Genomic DNA, 23,005 nt, shown 5'->3' on the forward strand with positions numbered 1-23,005 from the left:
ATTTACAGTGTTGATGCACTGTATAGAACTAGGACACGAAAAACCCCGGGCGGAAACCCGGGGTTTTTCCTTTTATTGACTATGCTAAGATCCCCACTGAAACAGCTTTTTATACCAGGTTTTCTTCTCCTTGGGCTTTTTCACAGGCTGTTCCGGCTCTTCTTCCATATGCTCCAGATGATCGGTGCAATATTCGGTCGGCTCGGTCCCGGCGGTGAAATAGGTCAGGCGCTGAACCGGGCAATGGTCGGTGGCGATTTTTCCGTTCTCCGGATTGATATACACGCCGACCGTTCCTTTTGGACCTTTGAACCGTTTGACGGGCAAATCTTTATGGGCATCCTCCATAAACTGTATCCAAATATTCTTTGCATAAGCTTTATCGGCCGTCAATGTGATGGGCTTGCCCTGGTCATATCCGGTCCAGACGGCGGAAACGAGCTGGGGCGTGAACCCGGCCATCCAGCTGTCTGTGTCGGTGGACCCTGATTTGCCGGCATATGGCCTTGTCATCTTGCTGATGATGGTGCTGCCCGTAACGCTGGAATAGCCGTCAAGCTTATGGTCAAACATGCCGGTCATCATTTGCGTCATAACATATGCATCCTCCGGCTTCAGCACCGGCAGAGGCTCTTTCTTTTCTTCATAAATCACTTCGCCTTTATGATTTTCAACCTTTGTCACCAGGACAGGGGAAACCTTTTTTCCTCCATTGGCAAAAAGGCTGTACGCATTGGCCAGTTCAATGACCCTAATACCCGATGTCCCAAGCGCCAGGGAAGGAACCTCAGCCATTTTGGAAGTGATGCCGAATTTTTTCGCTGTTTCTGCAAGCGTATTTTCGCCTAAAAAGAGATGGGTCTTTACAGCATACACATTGTCCGACAAAGCGAGTGCCTGTGCCATGGTGATATCACCATCCGCATATTGATTGTTGAAATTATGCGGTGTGTATTCCTGCCTGCCGTCATCAAAACGGAAGGTGGTCTGCTCGCTCCTCATCATGGTTGCCGGGGTGAATCCCTGTTCGAGGGCAGCATAGTAAAGAAGCGGCTTAATCGTCGAGCCAGGCTGGCGGACTGCCTGAACCGCCCGGTTGAACGGGCTCTCGCTATAATCTCTTCCGCCGACCATTGCCTTTACATGTCCGTTCTTCGGGTTGACTGACACAAGCCCGACCTGGATTTCCGAATCTTTGCTAATATTGCCGGTTACCGCTTTCTCAGCAGCAGCCTGGATTTTTGTATCAAGTGTTGTGTATACCTTCAGGCCGCCAAGTTCTATTGTGCGGTCATCAAGCTGAAGCTGATTCTTCAGCGCATTTTTGACCGCATCCTGAAAATACGGCGCCTTTTCGATTGCTTTATGCGGAAATTCGCCCACAAGCTTGAGCGCTGACCCAAAAGCTCTATCAGCTTCCTCCGCGGTGATTTTCCCCTGCATGGCCATTGTATCCAGAATGATGCGCTGGCGGTCCCTGGCCCTTTCGAAAGAAGCGAGAGGGGAATAGACGCCAGGGCCCTTCGGTATCCCGGCAAGCATGGAAGCCTCGGCAAGGTTAAGCTCCTCAGCATCTTTCCCAAAATAGTACTGGCTTGCTGCCTGTACGCCATAAGCGCCATAGCCATAATAAATCGTATTGATATAGCCTTCCAGGATCTCATCTTTTGAATAGTTCATCTCAAGCCTGATTGTGTAGAAGGCCTCCATCATTTTCCGTTTCCATGTCTTCTCGTGTGCGAGGAACAAGTTCCGGGCATACTGCTGGCTGATGGTGCTGGCTCCCTGGACCTTTGCCATCGCTTTTAGATCCGCAATCGCAGCCCCGGCAATCCGTTTATAATCAAAGCCATGGTGGGAATGAAAATTCTGGTCCTCGACTGAAACCGTTGCATCAATCAGATGAGGGGAAATATGGTCAAGCGCCACCCAATACCGCTTCTGGCCATTGCTGCTTTCCCCGATCACTTCACCGTCCTCAGAGTAATACAAGGTCGACTGCGGTACGGCCAGCGGAGGAGGGCCAAGGATCTTGGCATATATCAGGACGGCGCCGATGGCAAGCCCGGCAGCAATCATTCCTATTAAACTGATGACAGCGGCTGCCCGCACATATTTCTTCGCTCTCTTGTACCGCTGATCGGCCATGACTTCCATCATAATTCACCCCTTTTTATAAACGGTGTGCGCAATGGTTTCCGGCACCCGAATTTGGTCTTTATTCCTAGTATTGAAATAAGAGAAGGAATTTATTCGCGAGTTTCATTTTTTTCTTGCAATTTTGCTAGATTCATCTATACTTTTTCTCATGTTTGTAATTAAACAGTTAGGGAAGCATAAAGATAACCGCACAACTTTTAAAAAGTTTTGAGAGCGTTTTATGCGCACTATACAAATTTTTAAAATGGAAGGATGTTCAGAATGGGACTTTGGTTTACAGAGAAACAGACAGAGAACTTTGGCATCACAATAAAAGTGAAGCAGACTTTACATACAGAGCAAACTGATTTTCAAAAGCTTGATATGGTAGAGACAGAAGAATGGGGCAACATGCTCCTCTTGGATGATATGGTCATGACATCCATCAAGGATGAGTTCGTTTACCATGAAATGGTGGCCCATGTGCCGTTATTCACGCATCCGAACCCTGAGAACGTTCTTGTAGTGGGCGGCGGCGACGGCGGCGTTATCCGCGAAGTGCTGAAGCACCCAAGCGTTAAGAAAGCAACACTGGTTGAAATCGATGGGAAGGTAATCGAGTACAGCAAGAAGTATCTTCCTGAAATCGCAGGCATGCTTGACGATGAAAGAGTAGAAGTGAAGGTTGACGACGGCTTCATGCATATCGCCAACAGCGAAAATGAATATGACGTCATCATGGTAGATTCCACTGAGCCGGTCGGGCCAGCTGTGAACCTGTTCACGAAAGGCTTCTATGCCGGCATCTCCAAGGCGCTGAAGGAAGACGGCATCTTTGTTGCGCAGTCTGACAACCCTTGGTTCAAGGCAGACCTGATCCGCACCGTCCAGAAGGATGTAAAAGAAATCTTCCCGATCACAAGCTTATATGTGGCCAACATCCCGACATACCCAAGCGGACTGTGGGCATTCACAATCGGAAGCAAGAAGCACAATCCGCTTGAAGTAAGCGAAGAGCGCTTCCACGAAATCGATACAAAGTACTACACAAAAGAACTGCACAAAGCAGCGTTTGTGCTGCCTAAGTTTGTGCAGGATCTTGTAAAATAAAGATTGGTGCCAGGCACCAGCATGTAAAGCGAGGGAGTCATTTTGGTTAGATTTGATGAAGCTTATTCAGGAAATGTATTCATCGGAAGCCATCCGAATTTTATGGAAAGCCAGGCGGTCCTTTACGGAATGCCGATGGACTGGACAGTCAGCTACCGCCCGGGCTCACGCTTCGGCCCGACCCGCATCAGGGAAGTTTCAATCGGACTTGAAGAATACAGCGCGTATCTTGACCGCGAGCTTGCGGAGGTTAAATATTACGATGCCGGCGATATTCCGCTTCCTTTCGGGAATCCGCAGAAAAGCCTTGATCTGATCGAGGAGTTTGTCGATAAGCTATTGGCTGCCGGCAAGTTCCCGCTTGGCATGGGCGGGGAGCACCTTGTCTCATTGCCGGTTTTCAAGGCGATGTATAAGAAATACCCGGATCTTGCCATCATCCATATGGACGCCCATACAGATCTGCGCGAGAACTATGAAGGGGAGCCATTATCCCACTCAACACCGATCCGCAAGGCCGCAGACCTGATCGGCCCTCAGAATATCTTCTCCTTCGGCATCCGCTCAGGAATGAAGGAAGAATTCGAATGGGCAAAAAAAGTCGGAATGCATATCTCAAAATTCGATGTGCACCAGCCGCTCAAGGAAATCCTTCCTAAGCTGGCAGGCCGCCCGGTATACGTAACCATCGACATCGACGTCCTTGACCCGGCTCACGCGCCAGGCACAGGCACCGTCGACGCCGGCGGAATCACATCCAAGGAGCTCCTGGCGTCCATCCACGAAATCGCCCGCTCACAAGTAAAAGTTGTCGGAGCCGACCTCGTGGAAGTAGCACCAATCTACGACCCGTCAGAACAAACAGCTAACACAGCCAGCAAGTTGATTCGTGAGATGATATTGGGCTGGGTGAAATAGAAACGCGGAGGCTAATGCCTTTGAACAAAAGAGGTACAGGATTCTGTATCTCTTTTGTTTTGTAATGGAACTACATTCATAAAATCCTATTAGACGGGCGGGTTTGCATTAATAAATAGGCCTGTTGATTTCCGTTCCAGGCACTTCGCTTTCCGCGGGGCGACGCTGAGCCTCCTCACCGCTGCGCGTCTGCGGGGTCTCAGCATTGCCGCTGCAATCCCGCAGGAGTCTTCGTGCCTTCCACTGCAATCAACAGGGCTTACTTAACTTTTTGCAGCGTTATAACCAACCTGGAAAAAAATTCAATCAACAGCCCCCATAATTAAACCAATCCCTGTCACTGCCCAACTTCATTTGCACTTCCACCCCAAAAAAATTATAATTAAAAAGTTATACTAAAGAGTTAAACGAAAAGGAAGTGTGCCCGTTGCTCAATAGCCCAGCGGAACAGACACCTGTTAAAATAAAAGTAAAAACGGATATTCGCAGCGGAGGCAGCAAAGAAACTTTTGAACTGACTGCGTTTGGCCGATACTATAAAAAAAACGGCTCCCGCTTTCTTCAATATGATGAAGAAAATGAAGCGGGGACAGTTAAAACGATTGTAAAAATGGCAGAGGGAGAAGCCCTGATCCTCCGTTCAGGAGCCGTGAAAATGAGGCTGCCCTTCCGGATGAACAAAAAGATGAGGGGAAGCTATGAAATGCCCTTCGGCACCATGGAAATGCTGACTCTGACCAAAGGGCTCTCACAGTCCTTTGACGACGGCAGCGGAACAGGGGCCTTTGACCTTCTATATGAAATGAAAATGCAGGGATCACAGGCAGGTACATATCATTTGGCGATTACGTTTGAGGAGGAAGAAAAATGAATATAGTCGAACAAGTGCAAAGCAATCTGAAAGAGGAAATCAAGCAGGCGGTCATTAAAGCAGGCCTTGCTGCAGAAGAGCAGATCCCGGATGTAATCCTGGAAACGCCTAAAGAGAAGGCGCATGGCGATTATTCTACCAATATGGCGATGCAGCTTGCACGTGTAGCCAAAAAGGCGCCGCGCATGATTGCCGAGCAGCTGATCGAGAATTTTGACAGCAGCAAAGCATCCATTGAAAAAATTGAAATCGCAGGGCCGGGCTTCATCAATTTTTACATGAACAACAGCTACCTGACGAACTTGATCCCGACCGTCCTTAACGCCGGAGATCAGTACGGAGAAACGAATACAGGCAATGGCCAAAAGGTGCAGATTGAGTTTGTTTCTGCCAACCCGACAGGCGACCTTCACCTGGGACATGCCCGCGGTGCAGCAGTCGGCGACTCCCTGAGCAGCATCCTGGCCAAAGCAGGCTATGATGTATCCCGCGAATATTATATCAATGATGCCGGAAACCAGATCAATAATCTGGCATTGTCAGTTGAGGCCCGTTATTTCCAGGCGCTTGGCATGGAAAAAGAAATGCCTGCTGACGGCTATCATGGGGCAGACATTATCGGCATCGGCCAAAGGCTTGCCGATGAATTTGGCGACAAATATGTGAATGCCGATGAAAAGGAACGCTTCGATGCATTCCGCGAATACGGCCTTAAATACGAAATGGAAAAGCTGAAAAAGGATTTGGAAGATTTCCGCGTACCTTTTGATGTCTGGTACTCTGAAACTTCCCTTTACCAGAACGGCAAGATTGACGATGCTTTGAAAGCACTCAAAGAGAACGGACATGTATATGAAGAAGAAGGCGCAACCTGGTTCCGCTCAACCGAATTCGGCGATGATAAAGACCGCGTGCTTATCAAGAATGACGGATCTTACACGTATCTGACGCCTGATATCGCCTACCATAAAGACAAGCTTGAGCGCGGCTTCGAAAAGCTTATCAATGTCTGGGGCGCCGATCACCACGGCTATATCCCGCGTATGAAGGCTGCCATCCAGGCGCTTGGCTATGGCAAGGATGCCCTTGAAGTCGAAATCATCCAGCTCGTACACCTGTACAAGAACGGTGAAAAGATGAAGATGAGTAAACGGACAGGAAAAGCTGTTACCATGCGTGACCTTGTGGACGAGGTTGGACTCGATGCAGTCCGCTATTTCTTCGCAATGAGAAGTGCTGACACTCATATGGATTTTGACCTTGATCTGGCTGTGTCCCAATCCAATGATAATCCTGTTTATTATGCGCAGTACGCACATGCGCGCATCTCGAGCATCCTCCGCCAGGGTGAAGAGCAGGGGATGGCATTAAGTGCCGATGCTGATTTCTCCCTCATTTCTGCTGAGAAGGAAATCGACCTGCTGAAGAAGCTTGGTGAATTCCCACAGGCAGTTGCAGAGGCTGCAGAAAAGCGTATGCCGCACCGCATCACAAACTATATTTTCGAGCTCGCATCTGCCTTCCACAGCTTCTACAATGCCGAAAAAGTGCTTGATAGCGACAATCCGGAAAAAACAAAAGCCCGTCTTGGCCTGATCAAGGCTGTACAAACAGCATTAAGAAACGCACTTAAATTAATTGGTGTATCCGCACCTGAAAAAATGTAAGACTCATGCCCCGCTTCCTGGAAGTGGGGTTTTTTTCTGTTTTAGTGGCGGTAGAATGATGGAGCGTTTATTGCACATAATAAAGGATATTTATGGAACAACACGAGCCTACTTTTAGGAGGAATATGATGAAAATTGTTCTGCTGTCACTTATAACAGGCTTTGCGGTCGGCTTTATTTTTGCCCTGTTCAAACTGCCGATACCCGCCCCGCCAGCACTGGCTGGAGTAGTGGGAATCATCGGCATCTATTTGGGATTTAAGGCGTTTGAACAAGTGGGCCCTTGGTTTGAAAGCTTTTTAAAATAAAGAATTGGGATGCAGGGGGAGAGTGCGGAATCCTGTAAGCGAGGAGAGGCAGGGGGCGATGACCCGCCGGAAAAGAGTGAGCATGTGGCCACTGTAGTACATAAAATTTGTGTAAACGAGGGAGTCATGTATCCCATAAGCAGTCTGAGGTACATGACCCGGCAAAAAAAGCCCGACTCATGTATCCCAAAAGCAGCCTGGGGTACATGACTTGGCTAAAAGAGCCCGACTCATGTACCCCAAAAGCAGTCTGAGATACATGACCCGGCGAAAAAAGCGCAACTCGTGTATCCCAAAAGCAGTCTGAGATACATGACCCGGCAAAAAAAGCGCAACTCATGTATCCCAAAAGCAGCCTGGGGTACATGACTTGGCTAAAAGAGCCCGACTCATGTACCCCATAACCAGTCTGAGGTACATGACCGGACGAAAAGAGCCCGATTCATGTACCCCAAAAGCAGTCTGAGATACATGACCGGCGAAAAAATCGCAACTCATGTACCCCAAAAGCAGTCTGAGATACATGACCCGGCGAAAAAATCGCAACTCATGTATCCCAAAAGCAGCCTGAGGTACATGACTTGGCTAAAAGGGCCCGACTCATGTATCCCAAAAGCAGTCTGAGGTACATGACCGGACGAAAAGAGCCCGACTCATGTACCCCAAAAGCAGTCTGAGATACATGACCCGGCAAAAAAAAATCGCAACTCATGTATCCCAAAAGCAGACTGGGGTACATGACTTGGCTAAAAGAGCCCGACTCATGTACCCCAAAAGCAGTCTGAGATACATGACCGAGCGAAAAAATCGCAACTCATGTACCCCAAAAGCAGTCTGAGATACATGACCCGGCGAAAAAATCGCAACTCATGTATCCCAAAAGCAGCCTGAGGTACATGACTTGGCGAAAAGAGCCCGACTCATGTATCCCAAAAGCAGTCTGAGATACATGACCGGACGAAAAGAGCCCGACTCATGTACCCCAAAAGCAGTCTGAGATACATGACCCGGCAAAAAAAGCGCAAGTCATGTATCCCAAAAGCAGCCTGGGGTACATGACTTGGCGAAAAGAGCCCGACTCATGTATCCCAAAAGCAGCCACAGGTACATAACCCGGCCGAAAAACCCCACTTCGTGGATCCTAAAAAACTATTTCCACTCAACCGCCCCGCCGCTGATCCGCTTCACGCCGCGGATCCGGCTGATATCCTCAACAAGCTTCAATAAAGCTTTGTCCTTCGTCTTTGCTTCTATCATAAAATCCACATCCTCGCCGATCGCATGAAGGTGATCCAGCAGAGGCTTCAGGAATTCGGCGTCCACATAGTCAGCATGCGACCTGAAGGCTTTTTCCGATTTAGGGGAAGACACATGGATCTTCGGCTTCATGCCGAAATGATCCCAGGTCCGGAAAATATCCGGGAGCATATCCTCAAGCGGCCTTTCGCTCAAGTTCGCCATATGATGGTGATAATCGAAGATCAGCGGTATCTGCTCCCGCTGGCAGGCGGCGAGCGTTTCTTCGGCGTTATAGGTTTTATCGTCATTTTCAAGGGTCATAACCGCTTTTATATGTGCAGGAAGGGTCTTCAAGTTCTGATAAAAACGTTCAATGGATGTCTCTTTATCGCCATAGGCTCCGCCGATATGGATATTGATCAGCGCCTGGTTTTCTAGTCCCATTGCCTCGAGCATGCGGTAATGGTATTCCATATCAATTACCGCATTTGCTGTGACTTCGCTGCGGGGAGAGGTAAAAAGGGTGAACTGGTTCGGATGGAAGCTGACCCGCAGGCCATTGTCCTTTACCAGTCTGCCGAGCTCCTGCCATTCATCGCGGAAGGGGGCGACAAAATCCCACATGACCTCCGGATGGGTGGCAAGGGGGGCGATAGAGCTAGAGAACCGGTACAATTCTATATCGTGGGCGAGGTTATAATAAAGCATCCTTCTCGTGCTCCGCAGATTCTCTGCAGTTGCAGCCAGCAGCTTCTGCATGCCTTCTTCCTTTGTCATCTGCTTGTATCTCGTAAATGTCAGTGTTCTCGCAGGGGATGCCTCCCATAGGCTTACCGCCTGGGACACATAGCCGAATCGTATTTTCATAATTACTCCTTTAAAAAAAATGGCCTGGGCCCGGCACCACTGGAGGGAGGAGAGGCGTTAGCCCTCAGAGAAAGTACGAAACAGATTTCGCCACTCCTTCCCGCAGCCACCGGATTGCATTAAAGCCCGAAATATTTTTGAGCATAAGCAGTTTTGAGTCCTTCATATCCTGCTCAAGGACTTTCTCAGCTTTCTGGATGAATGCTTTGTCATATATATAACAGTTGAGTTCATGGTTTAAATACAAGCTTCTTTTATCAAAATTGGCCGTCCCGATATCGCATACTGTATCATCCGAAAGAAGGATCTTCGCATGGTAGAAGCCGTTCATGTATTGGTAGATCCGTGCCCCTTCCTTCAGCAGCACCCTGAGATAAGGATAGGAAGCTTCCTTTACAAGGGGATGGTCTGTTTTTGAAGGGACGATAATGCTCAGCCTTACGCCTCTGTCCAATGCCCGCCGCAGCTCCTGGAAAAGAGCGGGGCTCGGAATGAAGTACGGAGTGCCGATAATGATCTTCCTCCTGGAATTCCGGATAATGGCGAGGAAGGTTTCTTCCAGATAGCCGGCCTCTGATGGGATATGCTGGTGCCGGAGGCCTTCCTGTGGAAGCCTGGGAAAATAGGCCGCATCCCTGAGCAGGTCTGTTCCGGATGCATCCCGCCAATCACAAAGAAATTCGCTTTGAAGATCATTGACGCCTTCTCCTGTCATCCTAAGGTGATAATCCCGCCATGGACACAGCTTCGAATCCAGGTTGACGTATTCCTTGCCAATGTTATACCCGCCCAAATAGCCGATACTCCCATCTATGACGGTTATTTTCCGGTGGTTCCTCGATTGGGAGGAATAGAACAGGTAGGGGAGCTTCGGTACATGACAGAAAGCAAAACGGACCCCGGCTTCCTTCAGGCCGGTGATCAGCTTCCTTTTTACACGCAGGCTGCCTACCCAATCAAGCAGCAGCCGGACCTCGACGCCTTCCTCGGCCTTTTTCTTCAGAAGGGAAAGGAACTCGCCTGAGATTTTATCATTTTTTACAATATAAAATAAAATATGGATATGCTTTTTAGCATGTTTGATATCAAGGAACAGCTTCTCGAATAAGTCCGGGCCAGCGGTGATCAAATCGATCCTGCTCTGCCTGACCGGATAGTTTTTTCTCTGGACCTTTGACAGCTGCTTCCGCCGGCCGAGCGCCATATCGCATGACACCCAAAGCAGCAGCGCCAATCCTATGGCAAGTATGATAATGGCAGTTTTCAAGTCGCATGTCCCCCTCGGATCTTTTCCTGATAGCATCCCCTTTGAAGGCGGTTTCTATGAAATAGGAGAGCAGACTGGGAAAAGTGGGAAAATGCAGAAAAAGTTATTGACTGAATGCTCATTCATTATATAATGGTACTAAGAATCTTTTCAGAAAATTTGGTTGGTTGTAAATTTTCTGGTGGAAAAAGGACGAAAGGAGATTATCAGCCATGAATGGATTACTATGGATCAACTTAATTGCGTTCCTGCTTGTAACCGCTTACGCAGTCAGCCTGTTTGTCTATGTGGTTAAAACCAGAATTGAATATATTAAGCTCGGCAAGAAAGCGGAGTTTGATAAAAACGTCAAAGAACGCCTGGGGAAAATATGGGTGAATGTCTTTGGCCAGAAAAAACTCCTGAAGGACAAGAAGAGCGGGGCCATCCACGTTATGTTCTTCTATGGATTCATCCTTGTCCAATTCGGGGCGATCGATTTTATCATCAAAGGAATTAAGCCTGGGGCGCATCTGCCGCTTGGGCCGCTGTATCCCGGGTTCACTTTCTTCCAGGAAATTGTGACGCTGATGATTCTTGTCGCCGTTCTCTGGGCTTTCCACCGCCGCTATGTAGAGAAGCTTGTCCGTCTGAAGCGCAACTTCAAGGCAGGGCTTGTTCTCATCTTCATCGGCGGACTGATGCTGTCCGTTCTCCTTGGAAACGGTATGAGCATGATCTGGCACGGCCATGAGGGGACATGGACAGAGCCGGTTGCTTCACTGATAGCCGGGGCATTTTCAGGGATCGGGGAGACAGCCAGCATCGTCATCTTCTATATTTCCTGGTGGATCCACCTGCTGTTCCTCCTCGCTTTCCTGGTCTATGTACCGCAGTCCAAGCACGCTCATTTGATTGCCGGGCCTGCAAATGTGTATTTTGACCGGACCGAGAATGCCGGGAAGCTGAAGAAAATCGACTTTGAAGATGAGTCACAGGAATCATTCGGAGTCGGCAAAATCGAGGATTTCAACCAGCTGCAGATGATCGACTTCTACGCATGTGTGGAATGCGGCCGCTGTACGAATATGTGCCCTGCGACAGGTACAGGCAAGATGCTGTCGCCAATGGATTTGATCCTGAAGCTGCGCGACCATCTGACAAACCATGGGGCCGCCGTAACATCAAGGCAGCCATGGGTTCCGACCTTTGCTTTCTCTAATACGAAAGGCAACCAGCTTGCACTGGCAGCTGCAGGGAAAGGTGCCGAAGAAGCGGCAGCCGGCCTTGCATACAGCCCAAGCCTGATCGGCGATGTCATTACAGAAGAAGAAATCTGGGCCTGTACGACTTGCCGGAACTGTGAAGACCAATGTCCGGTCATGAATGAGCATGTGGACAAAATCATCGACCTGCGCCGTTATCTTGTTCTCACAGAAGGAAAAATGGATGCGGATGCACAGCGTGCGATGACCAATATTGAACGCCAGGGCAATCCATGGGGCTTGAACCGGAAAGAGCGCGAGGACTGGCGCGAGGCAAGGGAAGATGTATCCGTCCCGACTGTGAAGGAAATGAAGAAATCCGGCGAAGAATTCGAATATCTCTTCTGGGTCGGCAGTATGGGTTCATATGATAACCGGAGCCAGAAAATCGCTTTATCATTTGCAAGGCTCCTTAATGAAGCCGGTGTGAAATTTGCGATCCTTGGCAATAAGGAGAAAAACTCCGGAGATACGCCAAGGCGCCTCGGCAATGAATTCCTGTTCCAGGAGCTTGCCACAAAGAACATTGAGGAATTCGAGAAAAATGAAGTCAAAAAAATTGTAACGATCGACCCTCATGCCTATAACATTTTCAAAAACGAGTATCCGGATTTCGGGCTTGAGGCAGAGGTATATCACCATACAGAGCTGCTTGCCGAGCTGGTGAAAGAGGGCAGGCTGAAGCCGCAATTTGATGTGAATGAAACGATCACCTTCCATGATTCATGTTACCTCGGCCGCTATAACGAGGTGTATGATCCGCCGCGCGAAATCCTTAAGTCCATTCCTGGCGTGAAGCTGGTGGAGATGGAAAGAAACCGGGAGACAGGCATGTGCTGCGGAGCCGGCGGCGGACTTATGTGGATGGAAGAAGAAACAGGACACCGCGTTAACGTTGCCCGCACAGAGCAGGCACTGGCTGTCAATCCTTCAGTCATTTCTTCCGGCTGCCCGTACTGCCTGACCATGCTGTCAGATGGCACGAAGGCTAAAGAAGCGGAAGAAACAGTCCAAACCTATGATGTGGCAGAGCTGCTTGAAAAAGCCGTGATCGGCGAGCCGCAGACTCTTGTATCCTGAGCTGAAACTTGAGAAAGGCCTGGCGCACCGGGCCTTTCTTAGAAAAATAATGCCGTGATTATTAAGAATCTTCAGGAAAATATTTTTATTTTCGCTGCGGATGGAGTAAGATGGAAATATAAATAAAGCGCTTACAAAGATGGAGAACCTTTTCGAATGGTCTCCTTTTTGTCCTTATTCTGTTTAAAACATTGGAAGACAGGCTGATGTTCAGCAGGCTTTGGCATCATTTCGAGCGAGCGTTCAGTCAAAACAAAACACCAAATTCACCTGGCAATCAAAAATTGCCCACAAATTAAAATCAAATTTGCCCAGCAAATTAAAGACCAATTTGCCTTGAGGAGAGGATACAGATGGGAAGAACAGTCATTATTAGCGGAGCACGGACACCTTTTGGAAAAATGGGAGGGGCATTAAGCAGCCTGACTGCCTCTGATTTGGGAGCTGCAGCCGTCAAGGAAGCATTGAAGCGTGCCGATGTCCGTCCTGAAGAGGTTGGGGAGCTGATTCTCGGATCGGTCCTTCAGGGAGGCCAGGGCCAGATACCTTCCCGGCAGGCAGGCAATAAAGCCGGTCTTCCATGGGAAGTTAAAACAGAAACGATCAACAAAGTCTGCGCCTCAGGAATGAGGAGTGTGACGCTTGGCGACCAGATCATCAGGGCCGGTGATGAAGAAGTGATTGTGGCCGGCGGGATGGAATCGATGAGCAATGCGCCATATCTTTTGCCTAAAGCCAGATGGGGCCTGCGGATGGGCGATTCGACTGTGAAGGACCTGATGATTCATGACGGCCTCAGCTGCAGTTTTACAGGCGTCCATATGGGGACTTACGGAAATTCAACGGCAAAGGAAATGGAAATATCGCGGGAGGAACAGGACCATTGGGCATACAGAAGCCACCAGCGGGCTGTCGAAGCGATCGAAAGCGGCAGGCTGGCTGAAGAAATTGTGGCAGTAGAGGTGCCGCAGCGCAAAGGCGATCCGCTTGTCGTAAAGCAGGATGAAGCACCGCGCAAGGATACTTCCATTGAAAAGCTGGCAAAGCTTGCCCCTGTATTCAATGGGGATGGAACGATCACTGCCGGTAACGCACCGGGAGTGAATGACGGCGCAGCCGCACTTGTACTGATGAGCGAGGAGCGGGCTGAACGGGAAGGCAAGGAAGTTCAGGCTTATATACTGGCCCACACGGCAATCGCTGTTGAGGCAAAGGATTTTCCGAAAACACCAGGACTTGTCATCAACGAGCTTTTGAAAAAAACAGGCAAGTCCCTCGATGATATTGACCTGTTTGAAATAAACGAAGCATTCGCGGCAGTTGCCCTGACGAGCGGAAAGATTGCCAATCTGGATGAAAATAAAGTGAATGTGAACGGCGGGGCCGTTGCCATCGGACATCCGATCGGGGCAAGCGGCGCGAGGATTATCCTGACGCTGATCTATGAGCTGAAGCGCAGGGGCGGAGGAACCGGCATCGCGGCAATCTGCAGCGGCGGCGGCCAGGGAGATGCCATCATGATTGAAGTTCCGGCGAAATAATAGATTAGAAGACTGGAAGAGAAATGGAGGAGTAACCGTGGAAGTGAAAAAAGTAATGGTCATCGGTGCAGGGCAGATGGGCTCTGGAATCGCACAGGTATGTGCACAGGCAGGATATGAAGTGCTGCTGAATGATTTGAAGGCTGAATATATTGAGCGGGGGCTTGGTGTGATCAAGAAGAACCTGTCCCGTCAGGTATCCAAGGAGCGCATGACAGAGGCCGAGATGGAAGAGGTGCTCCGCCGCCTGCAGCCTTCTGACAATCTGGAAGACGCAGGCAGGGTGGACCTGGTAATCGAGGCTGCCGTAGAAAATATTGAAATTAAAGCCGATATCTTCAAACGGCTTGATGGGATTGCCCCGGATCATGCAATCCTGGCAAGCAATACATCTTCCCTGCCAATTACGGAAATTGCTGCCGCGACAAAGCGTCCGGAAAAGGTAATCGGGATGCATTTCATGAATCCGGTCCCGGTTATGAAACTTGTTGAAATCATCCGCGGGCTTGCTACAGCCGATGAGGTATACACAGCGATCGAGGAAATGACTCATAAGCTCGGCAAGGTGCCGGTCGAGGTAAATGATTTTCCGGGATTTGTCTCAAACCGCATCCTGATGCCGATGATCAATGAGGCCATCTATACCCTCTATGAAGGTGTTGCAGAAAAGGAAGCAATCGATGAAGTCATGAAGCTTGGCATGAACCATCCGATGGGGCCGCTCACATTGGCGGATTTCATTGGTCTAGATACGTGCCTTTACATTATGGAAACGCTTCATGAAGGGTTTGGCGATGATAAGTACCGCCCATGCCCGCTGCTCCGGAAATATGTGAAGGCCGGCTGGCTCGGGAAGAAGTCCGGCCGCGGCTTTTATCAGTACAGCTGAACTGGAAAGCCCAGAATGGACACCAGGAGGGATTAGCCATGAATTTACGGTTTACAGAAGAACAGGAAATGATGAGGAAAATGGTCCGTGACTTCGCCCAGAGCGAAATTGCGCCATTCATTGAAAAAATGGAGCAAGGGGAGTTTCCCCGTGACATATTGAAAAAGATGGGCGGACTCGGGCTGATGGGAATTCCCGTGCCCGAAAAATATGGCGGGGCAGAAATGGACTTTACCTCCTACATCATTGCCATCAATGAGCTGTCAAAGGTATCCGCAACCGTCGGGGTCATCCTGTCTGTCCATACATCGGTCGGCACCAACCCGATCCTGTATTTCGGGACGGAGGAGCAGAAGCAGAAGTATGTACCGAAACTTGCTGCGGGAGAATATCTCGGCGCATTCTGCCTGACAGAGGCCGGGGCAGGCTCTGATGCAGGCAGTTTGAAAACAAAGGCGGTCCGAAACGGGGATGAATACATCCTCAACGGCTCGAAGGTATTCATTACAAACGGCGGCGAAGCGGATGTGTATATCGTCTTCGCATCCACAAGCCCTGAGCTTGGGACAAAGGGCGTTTCTGCCTTCATTGTTGGAAAAGGGACATCCGGCCTTGTGATCGGCAAGGACGAGGAGAAGATGGGGCTTCACGGTTCCCGGACTGTTCAGCTCAACTTTGAGGATATGAGGGTTCCGGCAGAAAATCTCCTTGGTGCTGAAGGGGAAGGCTTCAAAATTGCCATGGCCAATCTGGACGCGGGGCGCATCGGCATTGCAGCCCAGGCCCTTGGCATCGCGGAGGCGGCATTGGAAGCAGCGGTTGCCTACTCGAAGGAACGAAGCCAATTCGGGAAGCCGATCAGCCATCAGCAGGGCATCGGCTTCAAGCTGGCTGATATGGCCGTAAATGTAGAAGCCTCAAGACTGCTGGTCTACCAGGCAGCGATGATGCGCCAGAATGGCGAGCGCTGCGGGATGCAGGCCAGCATGGCAAAGCTTTTTGCCTCGAAAACAGCAGTGGAAACGAGCATAGAAGCTGTCCAGGTGTTCGGCGGCTATGGATATACAGAAGATTACCCTGTCGAGCGGTATTTCCGCGACAGTAAAATAACCGAAATCTATGAAGGCACAAGCGAGATTCAGAGAATTGTCATCAGCAAAAACCTGTAAGTAAGAGGCAGGCCAATATTGAAATGGACGGGGGAAAATACGATGAATTTCCGACTGACGGAAGAACATGAAATGATCAGGAAAATGGTCCGCGATTTTGCAAAGAATGAAGTGGCGCCGAGCGCGGCAGAGCGCGATGAGGAAGAGCGCTTTGACCGTGAAATCTTCGATAAGATGGCCGAGCTCGGGCTGACAGGAATCCCTTGGCCTGAAGAGTACGGCGGAATTGGAAGCGACTATCTGGCATACTGCATTGCAGTCGAGGAGCTTTCAAGGGTTTGTGCATCCACAGGGGTGACTTTGTCTGCCCATACATCGCTTGCAGGCTGGCCAATCTATAAGTTCGGAAGTGAAGAACAGAAGCAGAAATACTTGAAGCCGATGGCGCAGGGTGAAAAGATCGGTGCATACGGCCTGACAGAGCCGGGCAGCGGCTCGGATGCAGGCGGCATGAGGACGACGGCCCGCCTTGACGGTGACCATTATGTGCTGAACGGTTCAAAGATTTTTATCACAAACGGCGGAATCGCCGACATCTATGTCGTATTTGCCCTGACAGATCCGGAGAGCAGGCAGAAAGGCACCACAGCCTTCATCATTGAAAGTGATTTTCCTGGATTCTCTGTCGGCAAAAAGGAAAAGAAACTGGGCATCAGATCTTCGCCGACAACCGAAATCATCTTTGAAGACTGCCGTGTGCCAAAGGAAAATATGCTCGGCAAAGAAGGAGAAGGCTTTAAAATCGCCATGATGACTCTTGATGGCGGAAGGAACGGCATTGCAGCCCAGGCAGTCGGCATTGCCCAGGGGGCATTGGACGCTGCTGTCGATTATGCGAAAGAGCGGGAGCAGTTCGGCAAGCCGATCGCCCTTCAGCAGGGAATCGGCTTCAAGCTGGCCGATATGGCGACAAGTGTAGAGGCAGCAAGGCTCCTGACTTATCAGGCTGCATGGCTTGAGTCGGAAGGTCTGCCGTACGGCAAGGAATCGGCCATGTCCAAACTGTTTGCAGGCGATGCGGCAATGAAAGTGACAACTGAGGCCGTACAGGTCTTCGGCGGCTATGGCTACACCAAGGACTATCCGGTCGAACGATATATGCGTGACGCCAAGATTACGCAGATCTATGAAGGCACTCAGGAAATCCAGCGCCTTGTCATTTCCAGGATGATAACCAAATAGAACATAAGAGGATAGGGCTCTTTCCTAATTTAAAATAAACAACCTCCGCGAAAACAGCCACCAGTAGGGAAAGGTCCACTTTTGCCTCATAAAGAGCGGCCAGAGGAGGGCAGTGCAAATTTATGAAAAAACGGGAAGTCCATGCTTCTGTAAAAGATGAAAAGCTGGTGAAAAAGCGGCGGGACGAAATGATCAAGGGAGCGGTGAATCTTTTTAAGCAAAAAGGCTTTCACCGCACCACGACAAGGGAGATTGCAAAGGCCTCCGGATTCAGCATCGGAACGCTCTATGAGTACATCCGCACAAAGGAGGATGTGCTGTACCTTGTCTGTGACAGCATCTATGATTCGGTCCGCGACAGGCTGCAGGAGGCCCTTGATGCCAACAGGGGGACGCTCGATAGCCTGAAGCTCGGGATCGCCTACTATTTCCGGGTTGTGGATGATATGCAGGATGAAGTCCTGGTCATGTACCAGGAAGCAAAATCCCTGTCAAAGGATGCCCTTCCATATGTGCTGAGAAAAGAAATTGAAATGGTCTCCATGTTTGAAGATGTCATTCAGCGCTGTGTGGACAACGGGGAGCTCCATTTGACGGAAAAAGAGGTTAAGATGATCGCCCACAATATTTTCGTGCAGGGCCAGATGTGGGGATTCCGCCGCTGGGCGCTGCAGAGGGCGTACAGTCTTGATGAATATATTGAACTGCAGACAGAGCTTCTGATTCAAGGGATAAAGCATGATCAGGCAAAAGTGCCTGCCGGCAGTAAAATCCAGGAACAGGGGGAGTCAGACGAATGAGTACAGCAGAAATTTACAGGCCGAAGCATCACTTGCGATTCGTTACCGCTTCAAGCCTTTTTGACGGGCATGATGCTTCCATCAATATTATGAGAAGGATCATCCAGGCGAGCGGGGCAGAGGTCATCCATCTTGGCCATAACAGGTCAGTGGAAGAGGTCGTGAATGCGGCGATCCAGGAGGATGTCCAGGGAATCGCGATTTCCTCCTATCAGGGAGGCCATGTTGAATATTTTAAATACATGTACGATTTGCTGAAGGAAAGGGGAGCTTCTCATATCCGCATCTACGGCGGAGGTGGAGGCGTCATCATCCCGCGCGAAATAAAAGAGCTTCATGAATACGGGATTGCCCGTATCTTCTCGCCGGAAGACGGCCGCCAGAAGGGTCTGCAGGGCATGATCAATGAAATGCTCGCTGAGTGCGACTATCCGACCGTTTCAGTGGAGAGTGCAGCAGAGCTTGAAAAGCTTGAAGCAGGCGAAGTGAACAGCATCGCCAGGCTGATCACGCTTGCCGAGCATGGCGTCGGGCTTGAAAAAGAAGCGGCAGCTGCGGCAGAATCGCTCATGGAAAGAATCAAGACACTGGAAAAAACGGCACCGGTTATCGGAATCACCGGGACTGGCGGAGCAGGAAAGAGCTCATTGACGGATGAGCTGATCCGCCGCTTCATCAATGAAATCCCTGAAAAGAAAGTAGCCATCCTTTCTGTCGATCCGACAAAGCAGAAAACAGGCGGAGCGCTGCTTGGCGACCGGATCCGCATGAATAGCATCTTTTCGCCGCGCGTCTATATGCGGAGCCTTGCGACACGGAAGTCCAAGAGCGAACTGTCGCTGGCCATCAAGGATGCCATCTCTGTCGTAAAGGCTGCCGGCTTTGACCTGGTTGTCGTCGAAACGAGCGGGATTGGGCAGGGTGATGCTGAAATCGCGGAAATCTGCGATCTGTCCATGTATGTGATGACAAGTGAATTCGGGGCGCCTTCCCAGCTTGAAAAAATTGATATGCTCGATTACGCTGACCTGATCGTCATCAATAAATTCGAGCGCAAGGGCTCAGAGGATGCCCGCCGCCAGGTGCAGAAGCAATATCAGCGCAACCATATGCTGTTTGAGAAAGAGCTGGAAGAGATGCCGGTCTACGGCACGATCGCCAGCCAGTTCAATGATCCGGGCACCAATGCTTTATTTGCCGCGCTGGTCGAAAAAATGAATGAAAAAGCGGGCCTCGGCTGGAGCACTTCTTTTTCCAAAAATGAAGTGGTCGAAAAGCAGAATGTCATCATTCCGAATGAACAGCGCTATTATTTGCGCGAAGTATCTGAAACGGTCCGCAATTACCATAAAAAAGCGGAAGACCAGGCAGCCCTTGCCAGGAAGCTGTTCCAGCTTGAAGGAGCAATCCAGGCCGTAAAAGAGTCAGGCGGAAGCGAAGAGACTCTGGTTTCCTTAGAGGACCTGGCTGCGGAAACAAAAGAAAAGCTGACAGCCGAATCAAAAAAGATCCTGGAAGGCTGGGAAAACCTCAAGGAGAAATACTCCGGGGAGCAGTTCACAACAAGGATCCGCGATAAAGAAATCATTACCATCCTGAAGACAAAGAGCCTTTCAGGCCTGCAGATCCCTAAGGTCGCGCTCCCGAAATACAGGGACTACGGCGAAATCATCCGCTGGATCTACAGAGAGAATGTGCCGGGTGCCTTCCCGTATACCGCAGGCGTCTTCCCGTTCAAGCGGGAGGGAGAGGATCCGAAGCGCCAGTTCGCCGGGGAAGGGACACCGGAACGGACGAACCGCCGCTTCCATTACCTATCAAAGGACGATGCGGCAAAGCGCCTGAGCACAGCGTTTGATTCCGTCACCTTATACGGCGAGGATCCGGACTACCGCCCGGATATTTACGGCAAGGTTGGGGAGAGCGGTGTCAGCATCTGTACGCTTGATGATATGAAAAAATTATATGCCGGCTTTGACCTTTGTCATCCGTCCACATCTGTTTCAATGACCATTAACGGACCGGCACCGATCATTCTGGCCATGTTCATGAACACGGCGGTCGAGCAGCAGGTGGAAAAGAAAGAAGGAGAGCTTGGCAGAAAGCTTAACGAAGCGGAGCATGAAGAAGTAAGGGCGGCGACTCTGCAGACGGTGCGCGGTACCGTCCAGGCGGATATCCTGAAGGAAGACCAGGGACAGAATACTTGCATCTTCTCAACAGAATTTGCCCTCAGGATGATGGGTGATATCCAGCAGTATTTTATTGATAAAAAGGTCCGCAATTATTATTCTGTCTCCATTTCCGGCTACCATATCGCCGAGGCAGGGGCAAACCCGCTGTCACAGCTGGCCTTTACGCTGGCGAACGGCTTCACTTATGTTGAGTACTATTTGAGCAGAGGCATGAAAATCGATGATTTTGCACCGAATCTTTCCTTCTTTTTCTCAAATGGGCTCGATCCGGAATACACCGTCATCGGCAGGGTGGCCCGCCGCATCTGGGCAACTGTAATGAGGGATAAATACGGAGCCAATGAGCGGAGCCAGAAGCTGAAGTACCATATCCAGACTTCAGGGCGCTCACTCCATGCCCAGGAAATTGATTTCAATGACATCCGGACAACACTGCAGGCATTAATGGCTCTCCATGATAACTGCAACTCCCTGCACACGAATGCCTATGATGAAGCAATCACCACGCCTACGGAGGAATCTGTCCGCCGGGCGATGGCCATCCAGATGATCATTACAAAAGAGCATGGCCTTACAAAGAATGAAAATCCTCTTCAGGGGGCCTTCATCATCGATGAACTGACAGACCTGGTGGAAGAAGCGGTCCTGCAGGAGTTCGAACGGATCAACGACAGGGGCGGCGTGCTCGGTGCCATGGAAATGCAGTACCAGCGGGGCAAGATCCAGGATGAATCTATGTATTATGAAATGAAGAAGCATACCGGTGAGCTCCCGATCATCGGCGTGAACACATATCTGAATCCAAATCCTCCGTCAGAAGAGCAGATGGACAGCATGGAAATCGCAAGGGCGACGAAGGAAGAAAAAGAAACACAAATCAGGAATCTCAGGAGCTTCCAGGAACGGAACAAGGATCATGCAGGTGAAGCCCTGTCCCGCCTGAAAGAAGCAGCGGTGACAGACGGCAATATCTTTGCCGAGCTTATGGAAACCGTCAAGTATGCAAGCCTCGGGCAGATCACGAGGGCGCTGTATGAGGTGGGCGGACAATACCGCCGCAATATGTAGCAAGGATAGAGCCAGGGGCCAAAGACAGCCCATGGCTCTGTCTTGTATTCGGAAAAAGGATATATTTTTCTGGAAAACATCATAATGTGTTTAGGATAAAAGGCTTTTCTCCGCTATAATGAAAGGGAATGCAGTCCTAAGTGATATTGATATGCAGGATGTGAACGGATTGAGACAGATATTTTCAATAGGCGCTTTTGCTGCTGCGATAGCGGCCTTCTACTTCTTATACCAGAGGCAGCTTGGTGCGGTCGCTTTCTTTTTGCTGTCCATCTACTTTCTGTACCAGGCCATGGGCCAGCTCTCCGGAAGAAAAGGCAGGGGGCCGGGGAAGAGGAAAAAGACCTGAAAGGGTCCCCGGATAGAAGCTCTTCCCGTGCAAAAGAAGAAAGCCATCCGGGAGACCTTCAGCAGCAAGCCTTCCAAAAGTTTGTCTCACAGCAAAAATGCAAGGAAACTGGAGATAGAACTAGCATAAACACCAGCAATTTGTTTATAATGAAGAATATGTATTTTACATAAGCTGTCTATCCAGCTTGCAAAAGGCATTCTTATGCCTTTTATTCATCTAGGGATGCTTTTGGAGAGGCTGAATCCTATGCCTTTTTAAAAGCAATGCATATCCGGGAAGCCCCGGTGTTTTTACAGTATTTTGCGCTCCGATAGCGAGTGTTATATAGGGAAAGGAAGTGCGTATAGTGAGTCTAGACCAATTCACAAAAGAAGAGCTGCAGGAAATGTCCTTTATCGATATTGCCTACGAACTGCTTAAAGGCACAAAGCAGCAGGTTTCTTTTACCGACATTATGAACGAATATAAAACGCGTCTTGAAGTATCAGATGAGGAAATCCGCTCAAGGATCGCCCAGTTCTATACTGACCTGAACCTTGACGGCCGCTTCATTGCAATGGGAGAAAACCGCTGGGGCCTCCGCAGCTGGTACCCTGTTGATACAATGGAAGAAGATACAATGACAGCAGCGAAGCCGAAGAAGAAAAAGGCCAAGAAAGCGGCGAAGGCTGAAGACATCGATCTTGATCTGGACGAGTATGATGAGCTCGACGAGGAAGACATCGAATACGATGACCTTGATGACGATGATGATCTGGACGAGGATGACGACGATCTACTCGAAGACGATCTTGATGAGGACTCAGACGACGACTTCGAAGATGATGATGAACTTCTTGAAGATGATATCGAAGAAGACGAAGACCTTGATGAAGAAGACGAGGACCTCGACGAAGACGAAGAAGATCTATAATCGCTTGACTTTTCCAAGCCAGGCTTGTAGAATCATTTTTGGGCTCCTTAAAAAAGGACCATATGAATGTATATGCAATAGCGCTCCCTTACTGTTTGGTAGGGAGCGCTTTTTATTTTTAGCTGTTCTTGGCTACAACCAGGAACAGCAAATTTTTTTTAGGAAAAGCCTTACCTAAAGGATGCA

Annotated in this window: 17 protein-coding genes; 14 read left to right on the top strand and 3 right to left on the bottom strand. The window is 49.7% G+C overall.

Features of this window, described 5'->3' with window-relative positions; all coding sequences use genetic code 11:
• Window positions 1-84 precede the first annotated feature (84 nt).
• Window positions 85-2,157 carry a transglycosylase domain-containing protein gene (locus tag Q9R36_RS13280; RefSeq protein ID WP_311225403.1) on the bottom strand — a complete coding sequence of 691 codons (2,073 nt, stop codon included), beginning with the start codon at window positions 2,155-2,157 and terminating at the stop codon, window positions 85-87.
• Window positions 2,158-2,421: 264 nt separating this feature from the next.
• Between Q9R36_RS13280 and speE the strand changes: the two genes are divergently transcribed.
• From speE to Q9R36_RS13305, 5 genes are all read left to right on the top strand, one after another.
• On the top strand, window positions 2,422-3,249 hold the full coding sequence (speE, locus tag Q9R36_RS13285; protein ID WP_311225301.1) for a polyamine aminopropyltransferase: 828 nt from the start codon (window positions 2,422-2,424) through the stop codon (window positions 3,247-3,249).
• 42 nt (window positions 3,250-3,291) lie between these two features.
• Complete coding sequence (gene speB / locus Q9R36_RS13290) at window positions 3,292-4,167, top strand: agmatinase (protein WP_094769437.1); 876 nt, start codon at window positions 3,292-3,294, stop codon at window positions 4,165-4,167.
• A gap of 418 nt (window positions 4,168-4,585) precedes the next feature.
• Window positions 4,586-5,038, top strand: coding sequence for a YwiB family protein (locus Q9R36_RS13295; RefSeq protein WP_311225302.1), 453 nt, complete (start codon window positions 4,586-4,588; stop codon window positions 5,036-5,038).
• The gene (argS, locus tag Q9R36_RS13300) at window positions 5,035-6,705 is read left to right on the top strand and encodes an arginine--tRNA ligase (RefSeq protein ID WP_129613019.1); all 1,671 of its coding nucleotides are present in this window, start codon (window positions 5,035-5,037) and stop codon (window positions 6,703-6,705) included. The genes Q9R36_RS13295 and argS overlap by 4 nt, the downstream gene beginning before the upstream one ends.
• Window positions 6,706-6,833: 128 nt before the next feature.
• Window positions 6,834-7,013, top strand: coding sequence for a XapX domain-containing protein (locus tag Q9R36_RS13305; RefSeq protein WP_129613044.1), 180 nt, complete (start codon window positions 6,834-6,836; stop codon window positions 7,011-7,013).
• A gap of 1,149 nt (window positions 7,014-8,162) precedes the next feature.
• On the opposite strand, the gene uvsE is transcribed toward Q9R36_RS13305, so the two are convergent.
• Together uvsE and cls are read right to left on the bottom strand one after the other, a co-directional pair.
• On the bottom strand, window positions 8,163-9,119 hold the full coding sequence (uvsE, locus tag Q9R36_RS13310) for a UV DNA damage repair endonuclease UvsE (RefSeq protein WP_311225303.1): 957 nt from the start codon (window positions 9,117-9,119) through the stop codon (window positions 8,163-8,165).
• Between the two features lie 64 nt (window positions 9,120-9,183).
• Complete coding sequence (gene cls / locus Q9R36_RS13315; protein ID WP_009792579.1) at window positions 9,184-10,323, bottom strand: cardiolipin synthase; 1,140 nt, start codon at window positions 10,321-10,323, stop codon at window positions 9,184-9,186.
• Window positions 10,324-10,598: 275 nt separating this feature from the next.
• Between cls and Q9R36_RS13320 the strand changes: the two genes are divergently transcribed.
• The 9 genes from Q9R36_RS13320 (at window position 10,599) to rpoE (ending at window position 22,819) form a co-directional block, all read left to right on the top strand.
• Complete coding sequence (locus tag Q9R36_RS13320) at window positions 10,599-12,710, top strand: (Fe-S)-binding protein (protein WP_009792581.1); 2,112 nt, start codon at window positions 10,599-10,601, stop codon at window positions 12,708-12,710.
• A 353-nt stretch (window positions 12,711-13,063) separates the two neighbouring features.
• Window positions 13,064-14,251, top strand: a complete 1,188-nt coding sequence (locus Q9R36_RS13325; protein ID WP_311225304.1) for an acetyl-CoA C-acetyltransferase — start codon at window positions 13,064-13,066, stop codon at window positions 14,249-14,251.
• 37 nt (window positions 14,252-14,288) lie between these two features.
• Window positions 14,289-15,140 carry a 3-hydroxybutyryl-CoA dehydrogenase gene (locus Q9R36_RS13330; protein WP_311225305.1) on the top strand — a complete coding sequence of 284 codons (852 nt, stop codon included), beginning with the start codon at window positions 14,289-14,291 and terminating at the stop codon, window positions 15,138-15,140.
• A gap of 38 nt (window positions 15,141-15,178) precedes the next feature.
• Window positions 15,179-16,309 (top strand): acyl-CoA dehydrogenase, encoded by a 1,131-nt coding sequence (locus Q9R36_RS13335; protein WP_224948817.1) that lies wholly within the window; start codon window positions 15,179-15,181, stop codon window positions 16,307-16,309.
• Window positions 16,310-16,351: 42 nt separating this feature from the next.
• The gene (locus Q9R36_RS13340) at window positions 16,352-17,491 is read left to right on the top strand and encodes an acyl-CoA dehydrogenase (RefSeq protein WP_094769199.1); all 1,140 of its coding nucleotides are present in this window, start codon (window positions 16,352-16,354) and stop codon (window positions 17,489-17,491) included.
• A 122-nt stretch (window positions 17,492-17,613) separates the two neighbouring features.
• The gene (locus Q9R36_RS13345) at window positions 17,614-18,291 is read left to right on the top strand and encodes a TetR/AcrR family transcriptional regulator (protein WP_311225306.1); all 678 of its coding nucleotides are present in this window, start codon (window positions 17,614-17,616) and stop codon (window positions 18,289-18,291) included.
• Window positions 18,288-21,554 carry a fused isobutyryl-CoA mutase/GTPase IcmF gene (icmF, locus tag Q9R36_RS13350; protein ID WP_311225307.1) on the top strand — a complete coding sequence of 1,089 codons (3,267 nt, stop codon included), beginning with the start codon at window positions 18,288-18,290 and terminating at the stop codon, window positions 21,552-21,554. Before Q9R36_RS13345 ends, icmF begins: the two co-directional genes overlap by 4 nt.
• Window positions 21,555-21,723: 169 nt before the next feature.
• Window positions 21,724-21,903, top strand: coding sequence for a hypothetical protein (locus tag Q9R36_RS13355; RefSeq protein WP_311225308.1), 180 nt, complete (start codon window positions 21,724-21,726; stop codon window positions 21,901-21,903).
• A 349-nt stretch (window positions 21,904-22,252) separates the two neighbouring features.
• Complete coding sequence (gene rpoE, locus Q9R36_RS13360; protein WP_009792590.1) at window positions 22,253-22,819, top strand: DNA-directed RNA polymerase subunit delta; 567 nt, start codon at window positions 22,253-22,255, stop codon at window positions 22,817-22,819.
• Window positions 22,820-23,005 lie beyond the last annotated feature (186 nt).

It is taken from the genome of Bacillus sp. AG4(2022) (assembly GCF_031844465.1).
GTDB lineage: Bacteria > Bacillota > Bacilli > Bacillales > Cytobacillaceae > Bacillus_AB > Bacillus_AB infantis.